Annotated in this window: 15 protein-coding genes; 4 read left to right on the plus strand and 11 right to left on the minus strand. The window is 60.1% G+C overall.

Annotated elements, in window-relative coordinates; translation table 11 throughout:
• The 3 genes from MGMAQ_RS15460 (at position 1) to greA (ending at position 4,408) form a co-directional block, all read left to right on the plus strand.
• The gene (locus MGMAQ_RS15460) at positions 1-459 is read left to right on the plus strand and encodes a diheme cytochrome c (protein ID WP_046022256.1); all 459 of its coding nucleotides are present in this window, start codon (positions 1-3) and stop codon (positions 457-459) included.
• 107 nt (positions 460-566) lie between these two features.
• Entirely contained in the window at positions 567-3,833 is a 3,267-nt protein-coding gene (gene carB / locus MGMAQ_RS15465) for a carbamoyl-phosphate synthase large subunit (RefSeq protein ID WP_046022257.1), read from the plus strand.
• 101 nt (positions 3,834-3,934) lie between these two features.
• Positions 3,935-4,408 (plus strand): transcription elongation factor GreA, encoded by a 474-nt coding sequence (gene greA, locus MGMAQ_RS15470; RefSeq protein ID WP_046023407.1) that lies wholly within the window; start codon positions 3,935-3,937, stop codon positions 4,406-4,408.
• Positions 4,409-4,486: 78 nt separating this feature from the next.
• On the opposite strand, the gene ahcY is transcribed toward greA, so the two are convergent.
• From ahcY to MGMAQ_RS15485, 3 genes are all read right to left on the minus strand, one after another.
• Positions 4,487-5,893, minus strand: coding sequence for an adenosylhomocysteinase (gene ahcY, locus MGMAQ_RS15475; protein ID WP_046022258.1), 1,407 nt, complete (start codon positions 5,891-5,893; stop codon positions 4,487-4,489).
• Between the two features lie 111 nt (positions 5,894-6,004).
• The gene (locus MGMAQ_RS15480) at positions 6,005-6,856 is read right to left on the minus strand and encodes a methyltransferase domain-containing protein (protein ID WP_046022259.1); all 852 of its coding nucleotides are present in this window, start codon (positions 6,854-6,856) and stop codon (positions 6,005-6,007) included.
• Positions 6,849-7,685, minus strand: a complete 837-nt coding sequence (locus MGMAQ_RS15485; protein ID WP_046022260.1) for a class I SAM-dependent methyltransferase — start codon at positions 7,683-7,685, stop codon at positions 6,849-6,851. The genes MGMAQ_RS15480 and MGMAQ_RS15485 overlap by 8 nt, the downstream gene beginning before the upstream one ends.
• Before the next feature lie 533 nt (positions 7,686-8,218).
• Here MGMAQ_RS15485 and MGMAQ_RS15490 point away from each other — a divergent pair.
• The gene (locus MGMAQ_RS15490; protein ID WP_052716449.1) at positions 8,219-9,157 is read left to right on the plus strand and encodes a hypothetical protein; all 939 of its coding nucleotides are present in this window, start codon (positions 8,219-8,221) and stop codon (positions 9,155-9,157) included.
• A gap of 69 nt (positions 9,158-9,226) precedes the next feature.
• Here MGMAQ_RS15490 and ptsP read toward each other — a convergent pair whose 3' ends face one another.
• The 8 genes from ptsP to MGMAQ_RS19825 form a co-directional block, all read right to left on the minus strand.
• On the minus strand, positions 9,227-11,020 hold the full coding sequence (gene ptsP, locus MGMAQ_RS15495; protein WP_046022261.1) for a phosphoenolpyruvate--protein phosphotransferase: 1,794 nt from the start codon (positions 11,018-11,020) through the stop codon (positions 9,227-9,229).
• 54 nt (positions 11,021-11,074) lie between these two features.
• On the minus strand, positions 11,075-11,365 hold the full coding sequence (locus MGMAQ_RS15500; RefSeq protein ID WP_046022262.1) for an HPr family phosphocarrier protein: 291 nt from the start codon (positions 11,363-11,365) through the stop codon (positions 11,075-11,077).
• Between the two features lie 4 nt (positions 11,366-11,369).
• Entirely contained in the window at positions 11,370-11,768 is a 399-nt protein-coding gene (locus MGMAQ_RS15505; RefSeq protein WP_046022263.1) for a PTS sugar transporter subunit IIA, read from the minus strand.
• Between the two features lie 49 nt (positions 11,769-11,817).
• Positions 11,818-12,708 (minus strand): RNase adapter RapZ, encoded by an 891-nt coding sequence (rapZ, locus tag MGMAQ_RS15510; RefSeq protein ID WP_046022264.1) that lies wholly within the window; start codon positions 12,706-12,708, stop codon positions 11,818-11,820.
• On the minus strand, positions 12,705-13,163 hold the full coding sequence (locus tag MGMAQ_RS15515) for an HPr kinase/phosphorylase (protein WP_046022265.1): 459 nt from the start codon (positions 13,161-13,163) through the stop codon (positions 12,705-12,707). Before MGMAQ_RS15515 ends, rapZ begins: the two co-directional genes overlap by 4 nt.
• 31 nt (positions 13,164-13,194) lie before the next feature.
• Entirely contained in the window at positions 13,195-14,817 is a 1,623-nt protein-coding gene (locus tag MGMAQ_RS15520; RefSeq protein WP_046022266.1) for a stimulus-sensing domain-containing protein, read from the minus strand.
• Positions 14,818-14,833: 16 nt separating this feature from the next.
• Positions 14,834-15,538: a response regulator transcription factor gene (locus MGMAQ_RS15525; protein WP_046022267.1), complete on the minus strand. Its 705-nt coding sequence runs from the start codon at positions 15,536-15,538 to the stop codon at positions 14,834-14,836.
• A gap of 63 nt (positions 15,539-15,601) precedes the next feature.
• The gene (locus MGMAQ_RS19825) at positions 15,602-16,036 is read right to left on the minus strand and encodes a helix-turn-helix domain-containing protein (protein WP_052716450.1); all 435 of its coding nucleotides are present in this window, start codon (positions 16,034-16,036) and stop codon (positions 15,602-15,604) included.
• Positions 16,037-16,136: the final 100 nt, after the last annotated feature.

Below are 16,136 nucleotides of genomic sequence, written 5' to 3' on the forward strand. Positions count from 1 at the left end.
ATGAAACGCACCTTGATTGCCACTTTTGCCCTGGGCGTCCTGCTCGCTTCGAGCGCCCGCGCCGATGATGATTTTTACGGCCCGGTAACCCACCAGGCCACCAAGGATGAATGCGGGGCCTGCCACATGGCCTTTCAACCGGGCCTGCTGCCCGCCGATTCCTGGAAGGCGGTCATGGCGGACCTGCCGAATCACTTCGGCGAGGATGCCAGCCTCCCCGCCGAGACCGCCACGGAGATCGAGGCCTATCTGGTCGCCAATGCCGGAACAAACGGATTTTGGCAACGCTTCACCGGCGGCAAGGAGGTGACCCTGCGAATCACCGACCTGCCGGACTGGAAACATGAGCACGAAGAAGAAGTTTCCCCCAGCGCCTGGACCCGCGCGGACGTGGGCTCCAAGGCCAATTGCCCGGCCTGCCACAAGGCCGCCGAGAAGGGTTATTATGACGATGACTGATCCGATTGTCGGGAAAGTGACCAAACGGTGAAATCAAAAGTGTTCTCGCGGGCGCGGCTGGTGTAATAAAGGCCCGCCGCCCCGCGATTCATGATCGAAGAGCCGTCATGCCCAAACGTACAGACATCAAATCCATCCTCATCATCGGGGCCGGGCCGATTGTTATCGGCCAGGCCTGTGAGTTCGACTATTCCGGCGCCCAGGCTTGCAAGGCCCTGCGCGAGGAAGGCTACCGGGTGATCCTGGTGAACTCCAACCCGGCGACCATCATGACTGATCCGACCATGGCCGACGCCACCTATGTGGAGCCCATCACGCCGGAAATGGTCGAGCGGATCATCGTCAAGGAGAAGCCCGATGCCCTGCTGCCCACCATGGGCGGCCAGACGGCCTTGAATACGGCTATTTCCTTGTACAAATCCGGCGCCCTGAAACGCCACGGCGTGGAGATGATCGGCGCCGATGCCAATGCCATCGACAAGGCCGAAGACCGCGAACGCTTCCGCGAGGCCATGACGGCCATCGGATTGGAAAGCGCCACCAGTGCCCTCGTCCATAATATGACCGAAGCCCGCGAGGCCCTGGAGACCATCGGTCTGCCGTTGATCATCCGCCCGGCCTATACCCTCGGCGGCACCGGCGGCGGCGTGGCCTATAACCGCGAGGAATACGACAAGATTATCGCCAGCGGCCTGGCCGCCTCGCCGACGCACCAGTGCCTGGTGGAAGAATCCATCATCGGGTGGAAAGAGTTCGAGATGGAGGTGGTGCGCGACAAAAAAGACAACTGCATCATCATCTGTTCCATCGAGAACGTGGACCCCATGGGCGTGCATACGGGCGATTCCATCACCGTCGCCCCGGCCCTGACCCTGACCGACAAGGAATACCAGATCATGCGCAACGCCTCGCTGGCGGTGCTGCGCGAGATCGGCGTGGACACGGGCGGGTCCAACGTGCAGTTCGCCATCAACCCCGACGACGGGCGCATGGTGATCATCGAGATGAATCCCCGGGTGTCGCGCTCCTCGGCCCTGGCATCGAAGGCCACCGGCTTTCCCATTGCCAAGATCGCCGCCAAGCTGGCCGTCGGCTACACGCTGGATGAATTGGATAACGACATCACCGGCGTGACCCCGGCGTCGTTCGAACCGACCATCGATTACGTGGTCACCAAGATTCCGCGCTTTACCTTCGAAAAGTTCCCCGGCACCGATGCCCTACTAAGCACATCTATGAAGTCCGTGGGCGAAGCCATGTCCATCGGCTCGACCTTCGCCGAGTCCTTGCAAAAAGGCCTGCGTTCCATGGAGACCGGGTTGAATGGGCTCAACGAAGTGCGCAACGTCTCGCCCGATACCATCCGTGCCGCCTTGGCAACGCCGCGCCCGGACCGGCTTTTGGTCATCGCACAGGCCTTCCGCTTCGGCCTGAGCCTGGAAGAGATCCGTTCGGCCTGTAAGTATGACCCTTGGTTCCTGGCCCGCATTCAGGAAATCATCGAGGCCGAAGATAGTGTGTTGGCCGACGGCGTGCCCGGCGATGCCCCGGGTCTGCTGTCTTTGAAGAAAATGGGCTTCTCCGATGCCCGGCTGGCCGAACTGGTGGACCAGCCCGCTTCCTGGGTCGCTTCCCGGCGGTCCTCGCTGAATGTGCACCCTGTCTATAAGCGGGTGGATACCTGCGCCGGGGAGTTCGCCTCGCAGACGTCGTACATGTACTCGTGCTATCGCGGGGACGGGGTGACTCTGCCGCAATGCGAGTCCGAGCCGTCTGACCGCGCCAAGGTGGCCATTCTCGGCGGTGGCCCCAACCGAATCGGCCAGGGTATCGAGTTCGACTATTGTTGCGTCCATGCGGCCTATGCCCTCAAGGACGCGAACTATGAATCAATCATGGTCAACTGCAATCCGGAAACGGTTTCCACCGACTATGATACTTCCGACCGGCTGTTTTTCGAGCCGCTGACCGCCGAGGACTGCATCGAATTGCTGCGGGTGGAGCAGTCCCGGGGCGAGTTGCGCGGCGCCATTGTGCAGTTCGGCGGCCAGACGCCGTTGAAACTGGCGGCGGCCTTGCAAGAAGCAGGCATTCCGATTCTCGGAACCTCGCCCGATTCCATTGATCTGGCGGAAGACCGCGAACGGTTCCAGATCCTGTTGCAGGACCTGGGCCTGCGCCAGCCCAAGAACGCCATTGCCGCCTCCGCCGACGAGGCCATGGTCAAGGCCGGTGACCTGGGCTACCCGGTGGTGGTGCGGCCGTCCTATGTGCTGGGTGGGCGGGCCATGCAGATCGTCCATTCCCCCGAGGGCCTGGCGGCCTATTTCGAACAGTTGATGATCGAAAAGCTCAAGGGTCTGGTCTCGGTGGAGATCAATGCCGAAACCCCGATCCTGCTTGATCAGTATCTGCAAGACGCCATCGAGGTGGACGTGGACGCGGTCAGCGACGGCGATGGCATCTATGTGGCCGGGATCATGCAGCATATCGAAGAGGCGGGCATCCATTCCGGCGATTCCGCCTGCTCCCTGCCGCCTCATTCGCTACCCGACAGCATCATCGAGGAGTTGCGGCGCCAGACCCACCTGCTGGCCACGGGCCTAAACGTGGTCGGTCTGATGAACGTGCAATATGCGGTCAAGGACGGCGAGATCTATATTCTGGAAGTCAATCCCCGGGCTTCGCGCACGGTGCCCTTCGTCGCCAAGGCCACCGGCGTGCCCATCGCCAAAATTGCCGCCCGGGTCATGGCCGGAGAGAAACTGGCTGACTTCAACCTGCCCGAACGCCCCAAGTTCGATCATATCGCGGTCAAGGAGGCCGTCTTCCCCTTCGCCCGCTTCCCCGGTGTCGATGTGTTGCTGGGCCCGGAAATGAAGTCAACCGGCGAAGTGATGGGCATCGACAGCGATTTCGCCCATGCCTTTGCCAAGGCTCAGTTGGGCGCGGGATCCATTCTGCCTCAGGAAGGCACGGTATTTATCTCCGTCCGCCAAGGGGACAAGGAATCGGCCGTGCATCTGTCGCGAGATTTGACCAAGCTGGGCTTCAGATTGATCGCCACCCACGGCACGGCGCGCCTGTTGGCCGAACACGGCCTTGAAGTCGCGGGCATCAACAAGGTGCAAGAAGGCCGCCCCCACTGCGTCGATGCCATCAAAAGCGGTGAAGTACAGTTGGTGATCAATACCACCGACGGGACCCAGGCCATCAAGGACAGCTTCTCCATCCGCCGTTCCGCGCTGACTCAGAACGTGCCGCACTTCACCACCATCGCCGGAGCCCGGGCCGCCGTGCACGCCATTGCGGCCATGCGGGAAGCCCCTCTTGATGTTACGCCGCTGCAAGACTATTTTAGCGGTTCGTTTTAGGTAGAAGAACTACCCACCTACCATCGTGCTCCCGGATCCGGATGCGCGAGGGTGGTTTTTTTTGTTTTATTGAACACCGATTCACGCCGGAGGCAAAGGCCATGGAAAAGATCCCGATGACCCGTGGCGGTCTGGAAGAACTGGAAGCGGAGCTGAAGCACCTCAAAAGCCGTGAACGCCCCGATGTCATCAAAGCCATCGCCGAGGCCCGCGAGCATGGGGATCTCTCCGAGAACGCCGAATATCATGCGGCGCGCGAAAAGCAGAGCTTCATCGAAGGCCGAATCGCCGAGTTGGAAGACATCACCAGCCGGGTGGAAGTCATCGACCCGTCGAAACTGTCCGGCGACGTGGTCCGCTTCGGCGCCACCGTTGAGGTGGTGGACGAGGACACCGACGAGGAAATGGCCTTTCAGATCGTCGGCGCCCACGAAGCCGACGTGGACAAGGGCAGGCTGTCCATCACCGCGCCCCTGTCCCGGGGACTGATCGGCAAGAGCCTGGGTGACTCAGTGGAAGTGACTTCGCCGGGCGGCACCAAGTCCTATGAGATTCTCAAGGTCGACTACAAATAGTCCGTTCGACCTGCTCGACAAAACAAGTCCCGCGATCCGTTCGCGGGACTTGTTTTTTGTTTGGGTGATCGCCTGGAATCAGTAGCGGTAGGCCTCGCCCTTGAACGGGCCGTTGACCGGCACGCCGATGTAGTCGGCCTGCTTCTGACTGAGCTTGGACAGGGCCACGCCCAACTTATCCAAATGCAGCTGCGCCACTTTCTCATCTAGATGCTTGGGCAGCACATAGACCTTGTTCTCGTACTGGCCATCGCCGTTGTTGGCGAACAGCTCGATCTGGGCCAGGGTCTGGTTGGTGAAGCTGGCTGACATGACGAAGCTCGGATGGCCGGTGGCACAGCCCAGGTTCACCAGACGCCCTTCGGCGAGCAGAATAATGCGGTGGCCGTCGGGGAACTCGATCTCGTCCACCTGAGCCTTGATGTTGGTCCATTTGTAGTTCTTCAGACCGGCGACCTGAATCTCGTTGTCGAAGTGGCCGATGTTGCAAACGATCGCCCGATCTTTCATGGCCGCCATATGGTCGGTGGTCAGAATATCCACGTTGCCGGTGGTGGTGACAAAGATATCGCCACGCGGCGCGGCGTCTTCCATGGTCACCACTTCGAAGCCTTCCATGGCCGCTTGCAGGGCGCAGATGGGATCGATCTCAGTGACCAGCACCCGGCAACCGGCGGAGCGCAGGCTCTCGGCGGAGCCCTTGCCCACATCGCCGAAACCGGCGACCACGGCGACCTTGCCCGCCATCATCACGTCGGTGGCCCGGCGGATGCCGTCGACCAGGGATTCCCGGCAGCCGTACTTGTTGTCGAACTTGGATTTGGTGACCGAGTCATTGACGTTGAAGGCCGGGAACGGCAGCGATCCTTCACGCTCCATCTCGTACAGGCGATGCACGCCGGTGGTGGTCTCCTCGGTCACACCCATGATATTCACAAGGATATTGGAATACCAGCCGGGCTGTTCACCCAGCCGCTTCTTGATGGCGGCGAACAGGATTTCCTCTTCCTGGCTCCCCGGATTGTCGAGCACCGAGATATCCTTTTCGGCGCGGGCCCCCAGGTGGATCAGCAAGGTGGCGTCGCCGCCGTCATCGAGAATCATGTTCGGGGTACCGCCATCGGCCCATTCGAAGATCTTGTGGGTGTAGTCCCAATAGTCTTCCAGGGTTTCGCCCTTGACCGCGAACACCGGCACACCGGTGGCGGCAATGGCCGCGGCGGCATGGTCCTGGGTCGAATAGATGTTGCACGACGCCCAGCGCACGTCGGCGCCCAGAGCGGTCAGGGTCTCGATCAGGACCGCCGTCTGGATAGTCATATGCAGGGAGCCGGCAATGCGCGCGCCCTTCAAGGGCTGCGACGGGCCGTATTCCTCGCGGGTGACCATCAGGCCCGGCATCTCGCTCTCGGCGATGTCCAGTTCCTTGCGGCCCCAATCGGCCAGGGCGATGTCAGCGACGATATAGTCAGTGTTGGAGGTCATTCTCTTGTCCATTCGTATCTGGAAACGTTGCGGGTGTTATTAGACGACCGCGCGCGGGATGCCAACGGCTAATGACCCGACCCCTTCCGATCGCGACCGCCTGTCAATAAATCAGGGTTTGCGCATATGGAGGATGCCCCAGGCAAGGAAGCCCTTGTCCGCGGCCTCAACCCAGTGGGTCAGCCCCTTCAACATGCGGTCCAGGTAGTCCTTGGACGAAACCGAAGCCATGCGGTCGTAGTCGGCGGCGAGCCGTTCACCGACCCGATGATAGTGGTTGCGCAGTTGCGCGCTCCGGTCGAGGGTCTCCACCACTTCCAAGCCGACATGGCCCGCCATCTCCCGATAGGCGGCAAAGGACCCGAGGTTTTCCAGATGGATGCGGTCGTAAACAGCCTGCAAGACGCCCTCGGGGCAGTCGTCGGCCTGCATGGGATCAGTGAACACGAAACGTCCGCCGGGCTTGAGCACGCGGGTCACCTCTTCCAGCACCCGTTGTCGGCGACCGGAATGCAGGATCGCGTCCTGGGACCAGACCAGATCGAACTTGCCGTCCTCCTCGGGGATGTCCTCGAAGCTGCCATGCACCACGGTGATGCGGTCAGCCAGCCCCTGGTCTTCGGTCAGCCGCCGGTTGGTGGCGTTCTGGGTCTGACTGATGTTCAGGCAATCCACCTGGCAGCCGAAACGTTTGGCCAGGAAGCGGGCCGCCCCGCCATATCCAGCGCCCACGTCGAGGATCTTGGTCGCGTCGGTGATGGGCGCCGCCACGGCGGCCATTTTCTCCACCGTCAGGCGGCTGGCCTCGGCGATGTCATCGGTGCTGTCGTAGAGCCCAATATGGATGTCTTCGCCGCCCCAGATGTTGAAGTAGAAGTTGTCGGCATCGGCACTATCGTAATAGCTCTCGGCCTTGGCGACCACGTCCTGGGCCTTGGAGCCCGCCGTTTGGGTATCAGTCATGGTGATAGCTCTTTTCCACGATATGGACAAAGAAGTCGGGTTCGTTGTCCTGATAGGTTTCCTGGAAATCCCCGTAGGTATGGATACGCTGGAACCCGGCTTCCTTGAGCAGGGTCCGCATGTCGTTTTTCCGGATCGGGAACATATTCAGCTTGTATTCGGAGCCATCGGGAAAGGCGTAACGGAAGCGGGCCAGGCCCTCGTCCACATGCTCCGGTTCGGCCACCACCTGGTCTCCACAGTAATAATACCGATGCTTAGTTTGGAACCCTTCATCCAGGATGACGTCGTAATTCCGCTGGTCGATGATCAGGATGCCATCATGCTTGAGGGCGGCATAGAACTCGGCCAAAGCCCGTCGGCGGTCCTGTTCGTCGAACAAATGGGTGAAGGAATTTCCCAGGCAGATGATGGCGTCATACTTGCCCTGGATGTCCCGGTTCAGCCAACGCCAGTCGGCCTGCACGGTGCGCAGGATCAGGTGACGCTTCTTGGCATTCTCAAACGCCTTGGCCAGCATGGCGGCGGAGCCGTCGGCGCTGGTCACGTCGAAGCCCGCCTTGCTGAGCTGAACCGAGTGAAAGCCGGTGCCGGTGGCCACGTCGAGGACATTCTGCTTGCCCCGGGACTTCAGCACATCGATGAAGAACTGGCCTTCGCTGTCGGCCCGCGCCTCCCAATCGATCAGTTCGTCCCATTTCTCAACGAAGCTCATCACGTATTCGGCGCGGTACTGATCGGTTTCCCGGACCGCCAGCGGATCCTGACCATACTCTTGGTCCTCGGAAACCAGATCCTTGTTGAGAAATTCCGTTTCTAAGTTGGTCATTGGATGACTCCGCTGTTTGTAGACCGGCGTCGGGCTTGATGGCCGTTGCCTTGTCCGTGTGCTCCCAAGCATATGATCTTGTCAGACTGATCAAACTGAACTGTCGGGATCGATTGGGGCTGGCTTGGTGGAATTGGCACCGCCGAAAGGGTTATTTGGCTGCCATGAGGTGTCGCCACGCGATCAGGGAATGCGACGTCAAAACAAGACCTCAAAAACCAAAATCCGCACATCTCTGCGACATAGGTAAGATTTTATCAAGTAATAATGTTTTTTACTTGAATAACTCCCCTCACTACAACACCAATACCTGCCGCTATTTAATTAGGCTTTAGGCGTATTTCGTTGTGATTCTAGAAAATCTGAGAAAATTTATAACCTATGAAATGTATTTTTTCTGTGCGATATTCACAAGGTTCTGCTCGTTTTATTTCATCTTACATAAACCTCATATTAAAATTGAAATATGAGCGAAAAGCCCGCATGATCAGGGCAATCAAACCAATAAGTACAATACTGAGCAGGGAAATATCATGATTCAGAAAATGTGGGCCAGCATTGTGCTGGCCGTGGCGCTGGTGCTTGTCGCGCCTGCGCAGGCTGAAGACGTTAAACTGAAGCCTTTCGTTCTTGCCGAAATAAGCGATATGGGGTTGGCCGCCGCCGCCGCCTCGGTCAAGTCGAAGCTCTCCAGCGCCGGATTTGACGTGGTGGGCGATTTCAGCCCCTATGCCGGAACCCAGATTTTGGTCATCACCAATGGAGATTTGCAGGCTCTGGCCGCCAAGTCGAAATATGGTGGCTATGGCGCCGTGCACCGGGTTTCATTGGTCGAGGCCTCAGGCAAGGTGCAAGTCGCTTATACCAATCCGCCCTATTGGGCCGCTGCTTTTCGTATGGATGGCGATCAGGCCGATATGGGCGCCAAACTGGGCAGCACTTTGGGCAATCAGCAATCTTTTGGGGCCGAGGGCATCGAAGCCGACGAGCTACGGGACTATCACTACAAGTTCATGATGCCCTACTTCGACGATCCCATCCGTCTGATCAAACACGACAGCCATGCCGATGCCGTGGCCGCGGCGGAAAAAAGTCTGGCCGAAGGCCGCTCCGGGATCACCAAGGTCTATCGCGTGGATATCCCGGGCAAGGAAGAGACCGTGTTCGGCGTGGCCATGGACGGCACCAAGGGCGGCGGCGATATGCAGGACGATGCCTTCTTGATGAAGGAAATCGATTTCAAGGACATCAAATCAGCGGCTCACCTGCCCTATGAAATCCTGATCACCGAGGGCGTGGCCCGCACGCTACCCGCCGAGTTCCGCATCGCCATCAGCTTTCCGGACCTGTCCATGATGGGTGACAACAGCTTCATGAACATCATGGGCGCCCCCGACGCGATCAAGAGCGCCCTGACCCAGGCCGCCGGTGGTAAGGCAATCACCAAGAAGCAAGGGGTTTCCTTGGAATAGGCCCATTCGATTCTATAGGGATCCAAGATCAGCGACCGCCTTCGGGCGGTCGTTTTTTTTGGTTGGAACTCACGCCATGCCGTTGAAATCGTCCAGCAAGGTGGTGATGCGACCGGCATCGGTCTGTTCGAGAATCAGTTTGGCACGGAGACTGGCGGCGGCCATGTCCAACTCGCGGATTCGGCGTTTGACCCGGGGGATGTTGTGCGCCGACATGCTCAATTCGCGAATACCCAGCCCCAGCAGCAAGGCCGTATAGCGCGGATCACCGGCCATCTCACCGCATAGGGAGACCGGAATCCCGGCCCGCAGGGCCGCCTGGGTGGAGAACTGGATCAGCCGCAGCACCGCCGGGTGCAACGGATCATGCAAATAGGCCACCCGTTCATCGGTCCGGTCGATGGCCAGGGCATACATGGTCAGATCATTGGAGCCGATGGCAAAGAAATCGGCGTCGCGGGCCAGGGCATCGGCGGCCAGGGCCGCGCCCGGCACCTCGATCATCACGCCTACCGGTGGCAAGGGATCGGCAATGGCAATGCCTTCGGCGATCAAAGAGCGGGCCTCTTCCTCAATGGTTTCGCGGGCCCGGCGGACTTCTGAAACCGTGGTCACCATGGGCAGCAGGATGCGCACCGGCCCATGGGCTCCGGCCCGCAGGATGGCTCGGGATTGGGCTTTCAAAAGATCAATCTGGCTGAGAGACAGGCGAATACCCCGTAGCCCCAAGACCGACTCGGCACTGGTCCCCACTTGATCCACCAGGGATGCGGCGATTTTTTCACCGCCCACATCCAAGGTTCTCACGGTTATGGGTTGCCCCCCCAGGTCGTCGACCATGGATTTGAGCAGTTGGTATTGCTCTTCCTCGGTGGGCAGGTCCTCGCGGTTCATGAACATGAACTCGCTGCGCAGCAGGCCGATCCCCACGGCGCCCATCTGGAGCAACTGGTGCAGTTCCACCGGCAGTTCAATATTACCTCGCAGCAGCACCGGGACATTGTCGGTGGTCACCGCCGGGCGTTTGCGCAGCCGCACCAAGGCCCGCTGCTCGCGCATGATGTCTGCCATGCGCCGTTCATAGTAGCGCAGGGTCTCTTCCAGCGGATTGACAATCACCCGGCCCAGATTGCCATCGATGATGATTTGAGCGCCGTTCTCCACCCCGGCCAGCAAACCCGACACACCGAGCACGGCGGGCAACCCCAAAGCACGCGCCATAATGGCCGTATGACCCTCCGCGCCACCCAAGGCAGCACATACGCCCTTGACCCGCCGGGGATCCATCTGGGCCGCATCGGCGGGAGAAATCTCATCGGCGACGATGATGCTGCCCTTGGGCACCCGGGCGAAGCCCTGCTGCGGCGCACCGACCAAGTTTTGCAGGACGCGGGTGCCGATGGCGCAAATGTCGTCGGCCCGTTGGGAAAGGTAGGCATCGTCAACGGCCAGGAAGCTGGCGGTGATTTCCTGCATTTCTGTTTGCAGGGCAGCCTCGGCGTTGATCCGTTGGGCGGAAATGCGGTCTTCGACTCCGCGCACCAACCGCGAGCCGCTGAGCATATGTTGGTAAGCATCGAGCAAATAGCCCAATTCTTCCGCCGCGGCTTCTGGCAGTCCCCGGGTCTTGGCCCGCAGGACACCGAGTTGCTGACGGGATTTTTCCACCGCGATGCTGAAACGCTGACACTCTGCCCGTACCCGGTTGGCCGCCACCCGATATTCCGGAATGGTCACCGAGCCGCACTCGCGCAGATGGGCTTCGCCGATCGCCACTCCTGGCGCCACGCCCAATCCCTTCAGGACCCGTTCCTCACGGTGAATGGCCCCAAGGCTTGCGGTCTTTATTACGTCGTCATCCATGCGCACGGATGCCGCCTCCCTGTCAGCCGGATTTTTCCCAGCCTTATCGGTTTTTTACTCTTCTTCGAACTTGCCGTTGACCAGCGCGGAGATGGCTTCGATCGCCACCTCGGCCTCGGGGCCCGCCGCGTTGATCTGGATCGAGGTTCCCGGCCCCGCCGCCAACAGCATCAGACCCATGATAGACAGACCGGAAACGGTCTGATCGCCTCTGGTGACCTCGACCATGGCATCGAAGGCGCCAACCACCTTAACGAATTTGGAAGCGGCCCGGGCATGCAGACCGCGTTGATTGCTGATGGTCAATTCCCGACTCAAACCGCTCTGGGTTGCTTCCCCGGTCACGAATTCAGTCTCCCAGCAATTGCGATGCGATATTGATGTACTTGCGGCCTGCTTCTTGAGCCGCATTCACCGCCTCGATCAACTTTGTATCCCGCCGCACGGTGGCCAGCTTGATCAGCATGGGCAGGTTGACCCCGGCAATAACCTCCACCCGCGCCTTGTCCATGATCGAGATGGACAGATTTGAAGGGGTGCCGCCGAACATATCCGTAAGCAGCACCACGCCCTCACCGGTTTCCACATTGGCCACGCAGTCGAGGATCTCCCGTCGGCGGATTTCCATGTCGTCCTCCGGCCCGATACAGACGGTCCGTACCTGTGGTTGGTGACCGACCACATGTTCCATGGCATTCACCAATTCCAGCGCCAGATTTCCGTGCGTTACAAGCACCAGGCCGATCATTCGCGTCTACGCCCCTCGGAGTCCCCTACCATCCTATCATGACAGGGTTTCACCCTCCCTGTCCATCCAGGTCACGATGGCGAATTTGCACCCGGTGGCCCCTTTCCGCAAGCCGCTTTCCGAGCCTTTCCGTCGTATACACGGATCGGTGTCTACCGCCGGTACATCCCAACGTAATAGTTAGGTAGCTTTTCCCTTCCGCCGCATAGCGTGGCAACAGGGGTTCGAGCAAGGAAGTCAGGTCATCGAAAAAGGGCGTGAAGGCCGGATCCGAACCGACATAGTCGGCGACCGGTTTGTCTTTGCCACAAAGCGGACGCAGCGCCGGATCATAGTGCGGGTTGTTCAAAAACCGCACATCGAACATCAGATCCGCATCGCGGGGAATACCCCGCTTGAAACCGAAGGACATGACGAAAATGGTCAGTTCCTCGCCGCCATCGGTGAAAAAATGCTCATGCAGGCGGGCCTTCAACTCCCCCAAGGGCAAAGCGCTGGTATCGAGCACCACATCGGCTCGTCCGCGCAAGGGCTGCATCAAGCGGCGCTCCTCGCGGACCCCGTCCAACACCGGCCGGTCCAGGGCCAGGGGATGGCGATGGCGGGTTTCCACATAGCGGCGATGCAGTTCCTGATCGTCGCAATCGAGGAACAACACCCGCACATCCACCTGCACCACCTGGCTTAGGCGATCCAGTTCCTCCACCACCGCGTCGAGGGCGAAACCCCGGGTTCGGATATCCATGCCGATGGCCAAGGGCGGGGACTCGTCATCGCGTTGCTGGCTGTATCGGTGGCCCTCCACCAAGGCACCAAGAAACGTCAACGGGATGTTATCCACCGTTTCGTAGCCCATGTCCTGCAAGGCTTTCAGAGCAGAGGTCTTGCCCGCTCCGGAAAGGCCGGTCACCAGCAAAACGGGACGCGGGGTGTCGGTCATGATGTCCAGGCTCCCGTATGGCAAAGAGAGGGGTCGAAGGGTACGCGGGCGGCCAGTCGCAGCTTGGCCACCACCGAGGCATCGAAGGCATGAAGCGACAAACAAGGCAGGGACACCCCGGCCAGACTGTCGCTGCGAGGCTCGGGCAATCGCGGTACTTGTTGGCGGGGCAGCAGATCGACAATCAAATGGACAGCGGCCTTGTCCGCCCGATCCATGCGCATCACTCCCAGGCCACGGACCTCCAGCAATCCTTCCAGGTCCTTGGGCGCGGCGGCCCACAATGATCCGTCATCAGCCCACAAATCGCAACGGTCATCGGCCACCAGCCGGGCTCCATCGACCATCAGCCGCAGGGCCAGATCCGATTTGCCGCTACCCGAGGGGCCCCGCAGGAGAATGCCGCAGGTGCCGACGGCAACACAGGTGGCGTGGATTCGAACGGTGTCGATCATGCCTGAGTTTCCGTCACCCTTGGGGCGAAAATCAAGCGGCGTTTCCATTGTCCACCGGCAGACGGACCACAAACCGGGCCCCAATCACGTCTCCTTCGGGAGTCATGCGGTTGCTGGCCATAATCGATCCGCCATGGGCATCGACAATTTGTCTTGAGATACTCAGCCCCAAACCTGAATGGGTGCCGAATTTTTCACCCTCGGGACGTTCCGAATAGAACCGGTCAAAGATGGAATCCTCCTTGCCCGGCGGGATACCGGGTCCATCATCGGCGACGCCGGCCTCGACCCAGCCCCCGTCCCGGCGCAGGGAAAGGCGGATGGCGCCATGGGTCGGGCTGAAACTGACGGCGTTGCCGATCAGGTTGCGGAATACCTGGACCAGCCGGCTTTCGATACCCGGAACGCTGAAATCACCATTGCCGGTTTCCAGCATCACCCGGGGACCTTCGCCGGTGGTCTGGTGAATCTCCGTCAGGGTGGCCAGCATGACACCCAGGTCCACCGTCCCGTGTTCGGCCCGCGACAATTCGGCGTCCAACCGCGAGGCATCGGAAATATCGCTGATCAAGCGATCAAGGCGCTGAACATCGTCTTGAATGATGCTCATCAGCTTGCGTTGTTGTTCCGGGTCTTCCAACCTCGCCACGGTTTCCACGGCGCTGCGCAGGGAGGTCAGCGGATTCTTGATCTCGTGACTGACATCGGCGGCGAATCGTTCGATGGCGTCCATGCGGGTCCATAGGGCCGTGGTCATGTCGCGCAGGGCATGGGACAAATCGCCGATTTCATCTTCGCGCTTGGTCAGGTCGGGAATGGTCCGGTTGCGGGCCAGGCTGGATCGGACTCGCTCGGCGGCACGCGAAAGCAACCGAAGCGGTCGGGCAATGCTGGCCGCCAAATAAAGCGATAAAAGCACGGTAATGGCCAAAGCCAACCCCGAGATTTTCAGGATATCCAGTCGCACTTCCAGCAACGCCCGATCAACGCGGCTGGAATCGGTGGTCACCATCAAGGCGCCCAGCACATGCTTGTAGCGCTGAATGGGCACGGCCACCGACAGCACGGCCGCCGGTCCGGGCAGGGCGCGCGCCGACATGGCGGCTTCCCCATGCAAAGCCATGACCACTTCCTCGTAGTCCGAGGCCCTTTGGTCGGCATGTTCTTCATAAGGTTCCAGATCCGCCCGGCCGGGCAGCCAGTCGAACAGCCAGCGGCTCAGATCCAAGGCCTGGTCACCGATGTCTTCACTGCCTGGGGGGGGTGGCAGATCTTCCACCTCGATAGACGCCTTGCCACCGATCAACCGCTTGGAATCGGCCATCAATTCCCCTCCAGGAGCAAACAGCCGCGCCCGGGTCGGGGTATTGCGTACCATGGAACGGACCATTTGCCGGGCCATGGGGGGATAGAGTTCCTGTTCGGTCGGGGTGATCTGTACGATCGCCCCCTCTCCCAGGGCGGCGGCAAACAATTCCGCATGCGTCCGCAGCACCGTCAACTCGGCGGAGATCAGAGCGCGGCGGTATTCTCCCAGATAGAGCATGCCGACCACCAACAAGACCAGTCCCAGCAGATTGACCGCCAGAATGCGGCGGGTGATCGGCGAAAAACGCCGCCGCCCCACTGCCCGTTTATGGTCCCCCGCCGTCATTAACTAAGGTGTCCCTCTATTCCTTGTAGCGGTAGCCAACCCCGTAAAGGGTCTCGATTTGCTCGAAGGTATCGTCCATCTGGCGGAACTTCTTGCGCAGACGCTTGATGTGGCTGTCGATGGTGCGGTCATCCACATAGACATTGTCCCCATAGGCCGCATCGATCAATTGATCGCGGCTTTTCACATGCCCCGGGCGCTGTGCCAGGGCACGGACAATAAGGAATTCGGTAACCGTCAAATTCAAGGGCTTGCCTTTCCAGGCACATAAATGCCGGGCGGAATCCAACAACAGGTTGCCCTGTTCCAAGGTCTGGTCCGTATCGACGGGCTGGCCCCCGGCATCCTCCTCGGCCAATTCGTTGCGCCTGAGCAAGGCCTGAATGCGGGCGATGAGCAACCGCTGGGAAAAAGGTTTCTTGATATAGTCATCAGCGCCCAGACGCAGGCCCAGGAGTTCGTCCACCTCTTCGTCTTTGGAGGTCAGAAAGATCACCGGCATGTCGCTTTCCTTGCGCAGCCGGGTGAGCAGTTCCATGCCATCCATACGCGGCATCTTGATATCCAAAACCGCCAGATCGCTGGGGGCATTGAGTAATCCGGCCAGGGCTTCGGCACCGTCTTTATAGGTGGTGACGGCGAAGCCTTCGGCTTCCAGAGCCATGGTCACGGATGTCAGAATGTTTTGATCGTCGTCGACCAGGGCGATGCTGTGGGTCACGGGGCCTCTCCTGCGGCTGGTTCAAGCGCTGTCATTATGAGATAGAGCCGAATTCCGGCAATATTATGCTCCTTCGGCGACCAAACCAAGGCGCCTGCGCAGGCGATCCTGCAAATCCGCATCGGCCAATTTGTAATAGACCATGGAGACCACGGGGCGGCGGCTCACCAAACCGTCGGCATGGAGCCGTTCCAATTGCCGCAAAACCGTGGATTCCGCGCCGCCGATGAGGGTCGCCAGATCGCATTCGCAAAGCTCTTGATCCACCAGCGCTATCAGCAGCCGGGCGGCCATGGCCGATTCCACCTGTGGCTCGGCCTGCTGAATATCGGCGCAGATCTCGTCGGAGGCCAGGACAATCGGGCTGGCATCGTTGCAGGCCTTGCAGTCATAGGGCACCCGGACCAGCCCGCCGGGGATCAATCGGGCCCGAGCCTGTTCCATGACATCGGACTCCAGACAGCGGACCGGACACTCAACCTGACTTTTTATTTCCATTCCATGGCGCTCCCATATCCAGACTTTGCACAGTGTAGCGGCAAAGTATGTCATCGTCCCTCTTGACGAAGCGGTTCTTCGGGGCCATCACCTCGGCGGG

It is taken from the genome of Magnetospira sp. QH-2, assembly GCF_000968135.1.
Lineage (GTDB): Bacteria > Pseudomonadota > Alphaproteobacteria > Rhodospirillales > Magnetospiraceae > Magnetospira.

Coding starts and splice junctions, on each gene's coding strand:
- MGMAQ_RS15460 (WP_046022256.1), top strand. CDS start 1: ATGAAACGCACCTTGATTGCCACTTTTGCCCTGGGCGTCCTGCTCGCT.
- carB (WP_046022257.1), top strand. CDS start 567: ATGCCCAAACGTACAGACATCAAATCCATCCTCATCATCGGGGCCGGG.
- greA (WP_046023407.1), top strand. CDS start 3,935: ATGGAAAAGATCCCGATGACCCGTGGCGGTCTGGAAGAACTGGAAGCG.
- ahcY (WP_046022258.1), bottom strand. CDS start 5,893: ATGACCTCCAACACTGACTATATCGTCGCTGACATCGCCCTGGCCGAT.
- MGMAQ_RS15480 (WP_046022259.1), bottom strand. CDS start 6,856: ATGACTGATACCCAAACGGCGGGCTCCAAGGCCCAGGACGTGGTCGCC.
- MGMAQ_RS15485 (WP_046022260.1), bottom strand. CDS start 7,685: ATGACCAACTTAGAAACGGAATTTCTCAACAAGGATCTGGTTTCCGAG.
- MGMAQ_RS15490 (WP_052716449.1), top strand. CDS start 8,219: ATGATTCAGAAAATGTGGGCCAGCATTGTGCTGGCCGTGGCGCTGGTG.
- ptsP (WP_046022261.1), bottom strand. CDS start 11,020: ATGGATGACGACGTAATAAAGACCGCAAGCCTTGGGGCCATTCACCGT.
- MGMAQ_RS15505 (WP_046022263.1), bottom strand. CDS start 11,768: ATGATCGGCCTGGTGCTTGTAACGCACGGAAATCTGGCGCTGGAATTG.
- rapZ (WP_046022264.1), bottom strand. CDS start 12,708: ATGACCGACACCCCGCGTCCCGTTTTGCTGGTGACCGGCCTTTCCGGA.
- MGMAQ_RS15515 (WP_046022265.1), bottom strand. CDS start 13,163: ATGATCGACACCGTTCGAATCCACGCCACCTGTGTTGCCGTCGGCACC.
- MGMAQ_RS15520 (WP_046022266.1), bottom strand. CDS start 14,817: ATGACGGCGGGGGACCATAAACGGGCAGTGGGGCGGCGGCGTTTTTCG.
- MGMAQ_RS19825 (WP_052716450.1), bottom strand. CDS start 16,036: ATGGAAATAAAAAGTCAGGTTGAGTGTCCGGTCCGCTGTCTGGAGTCC.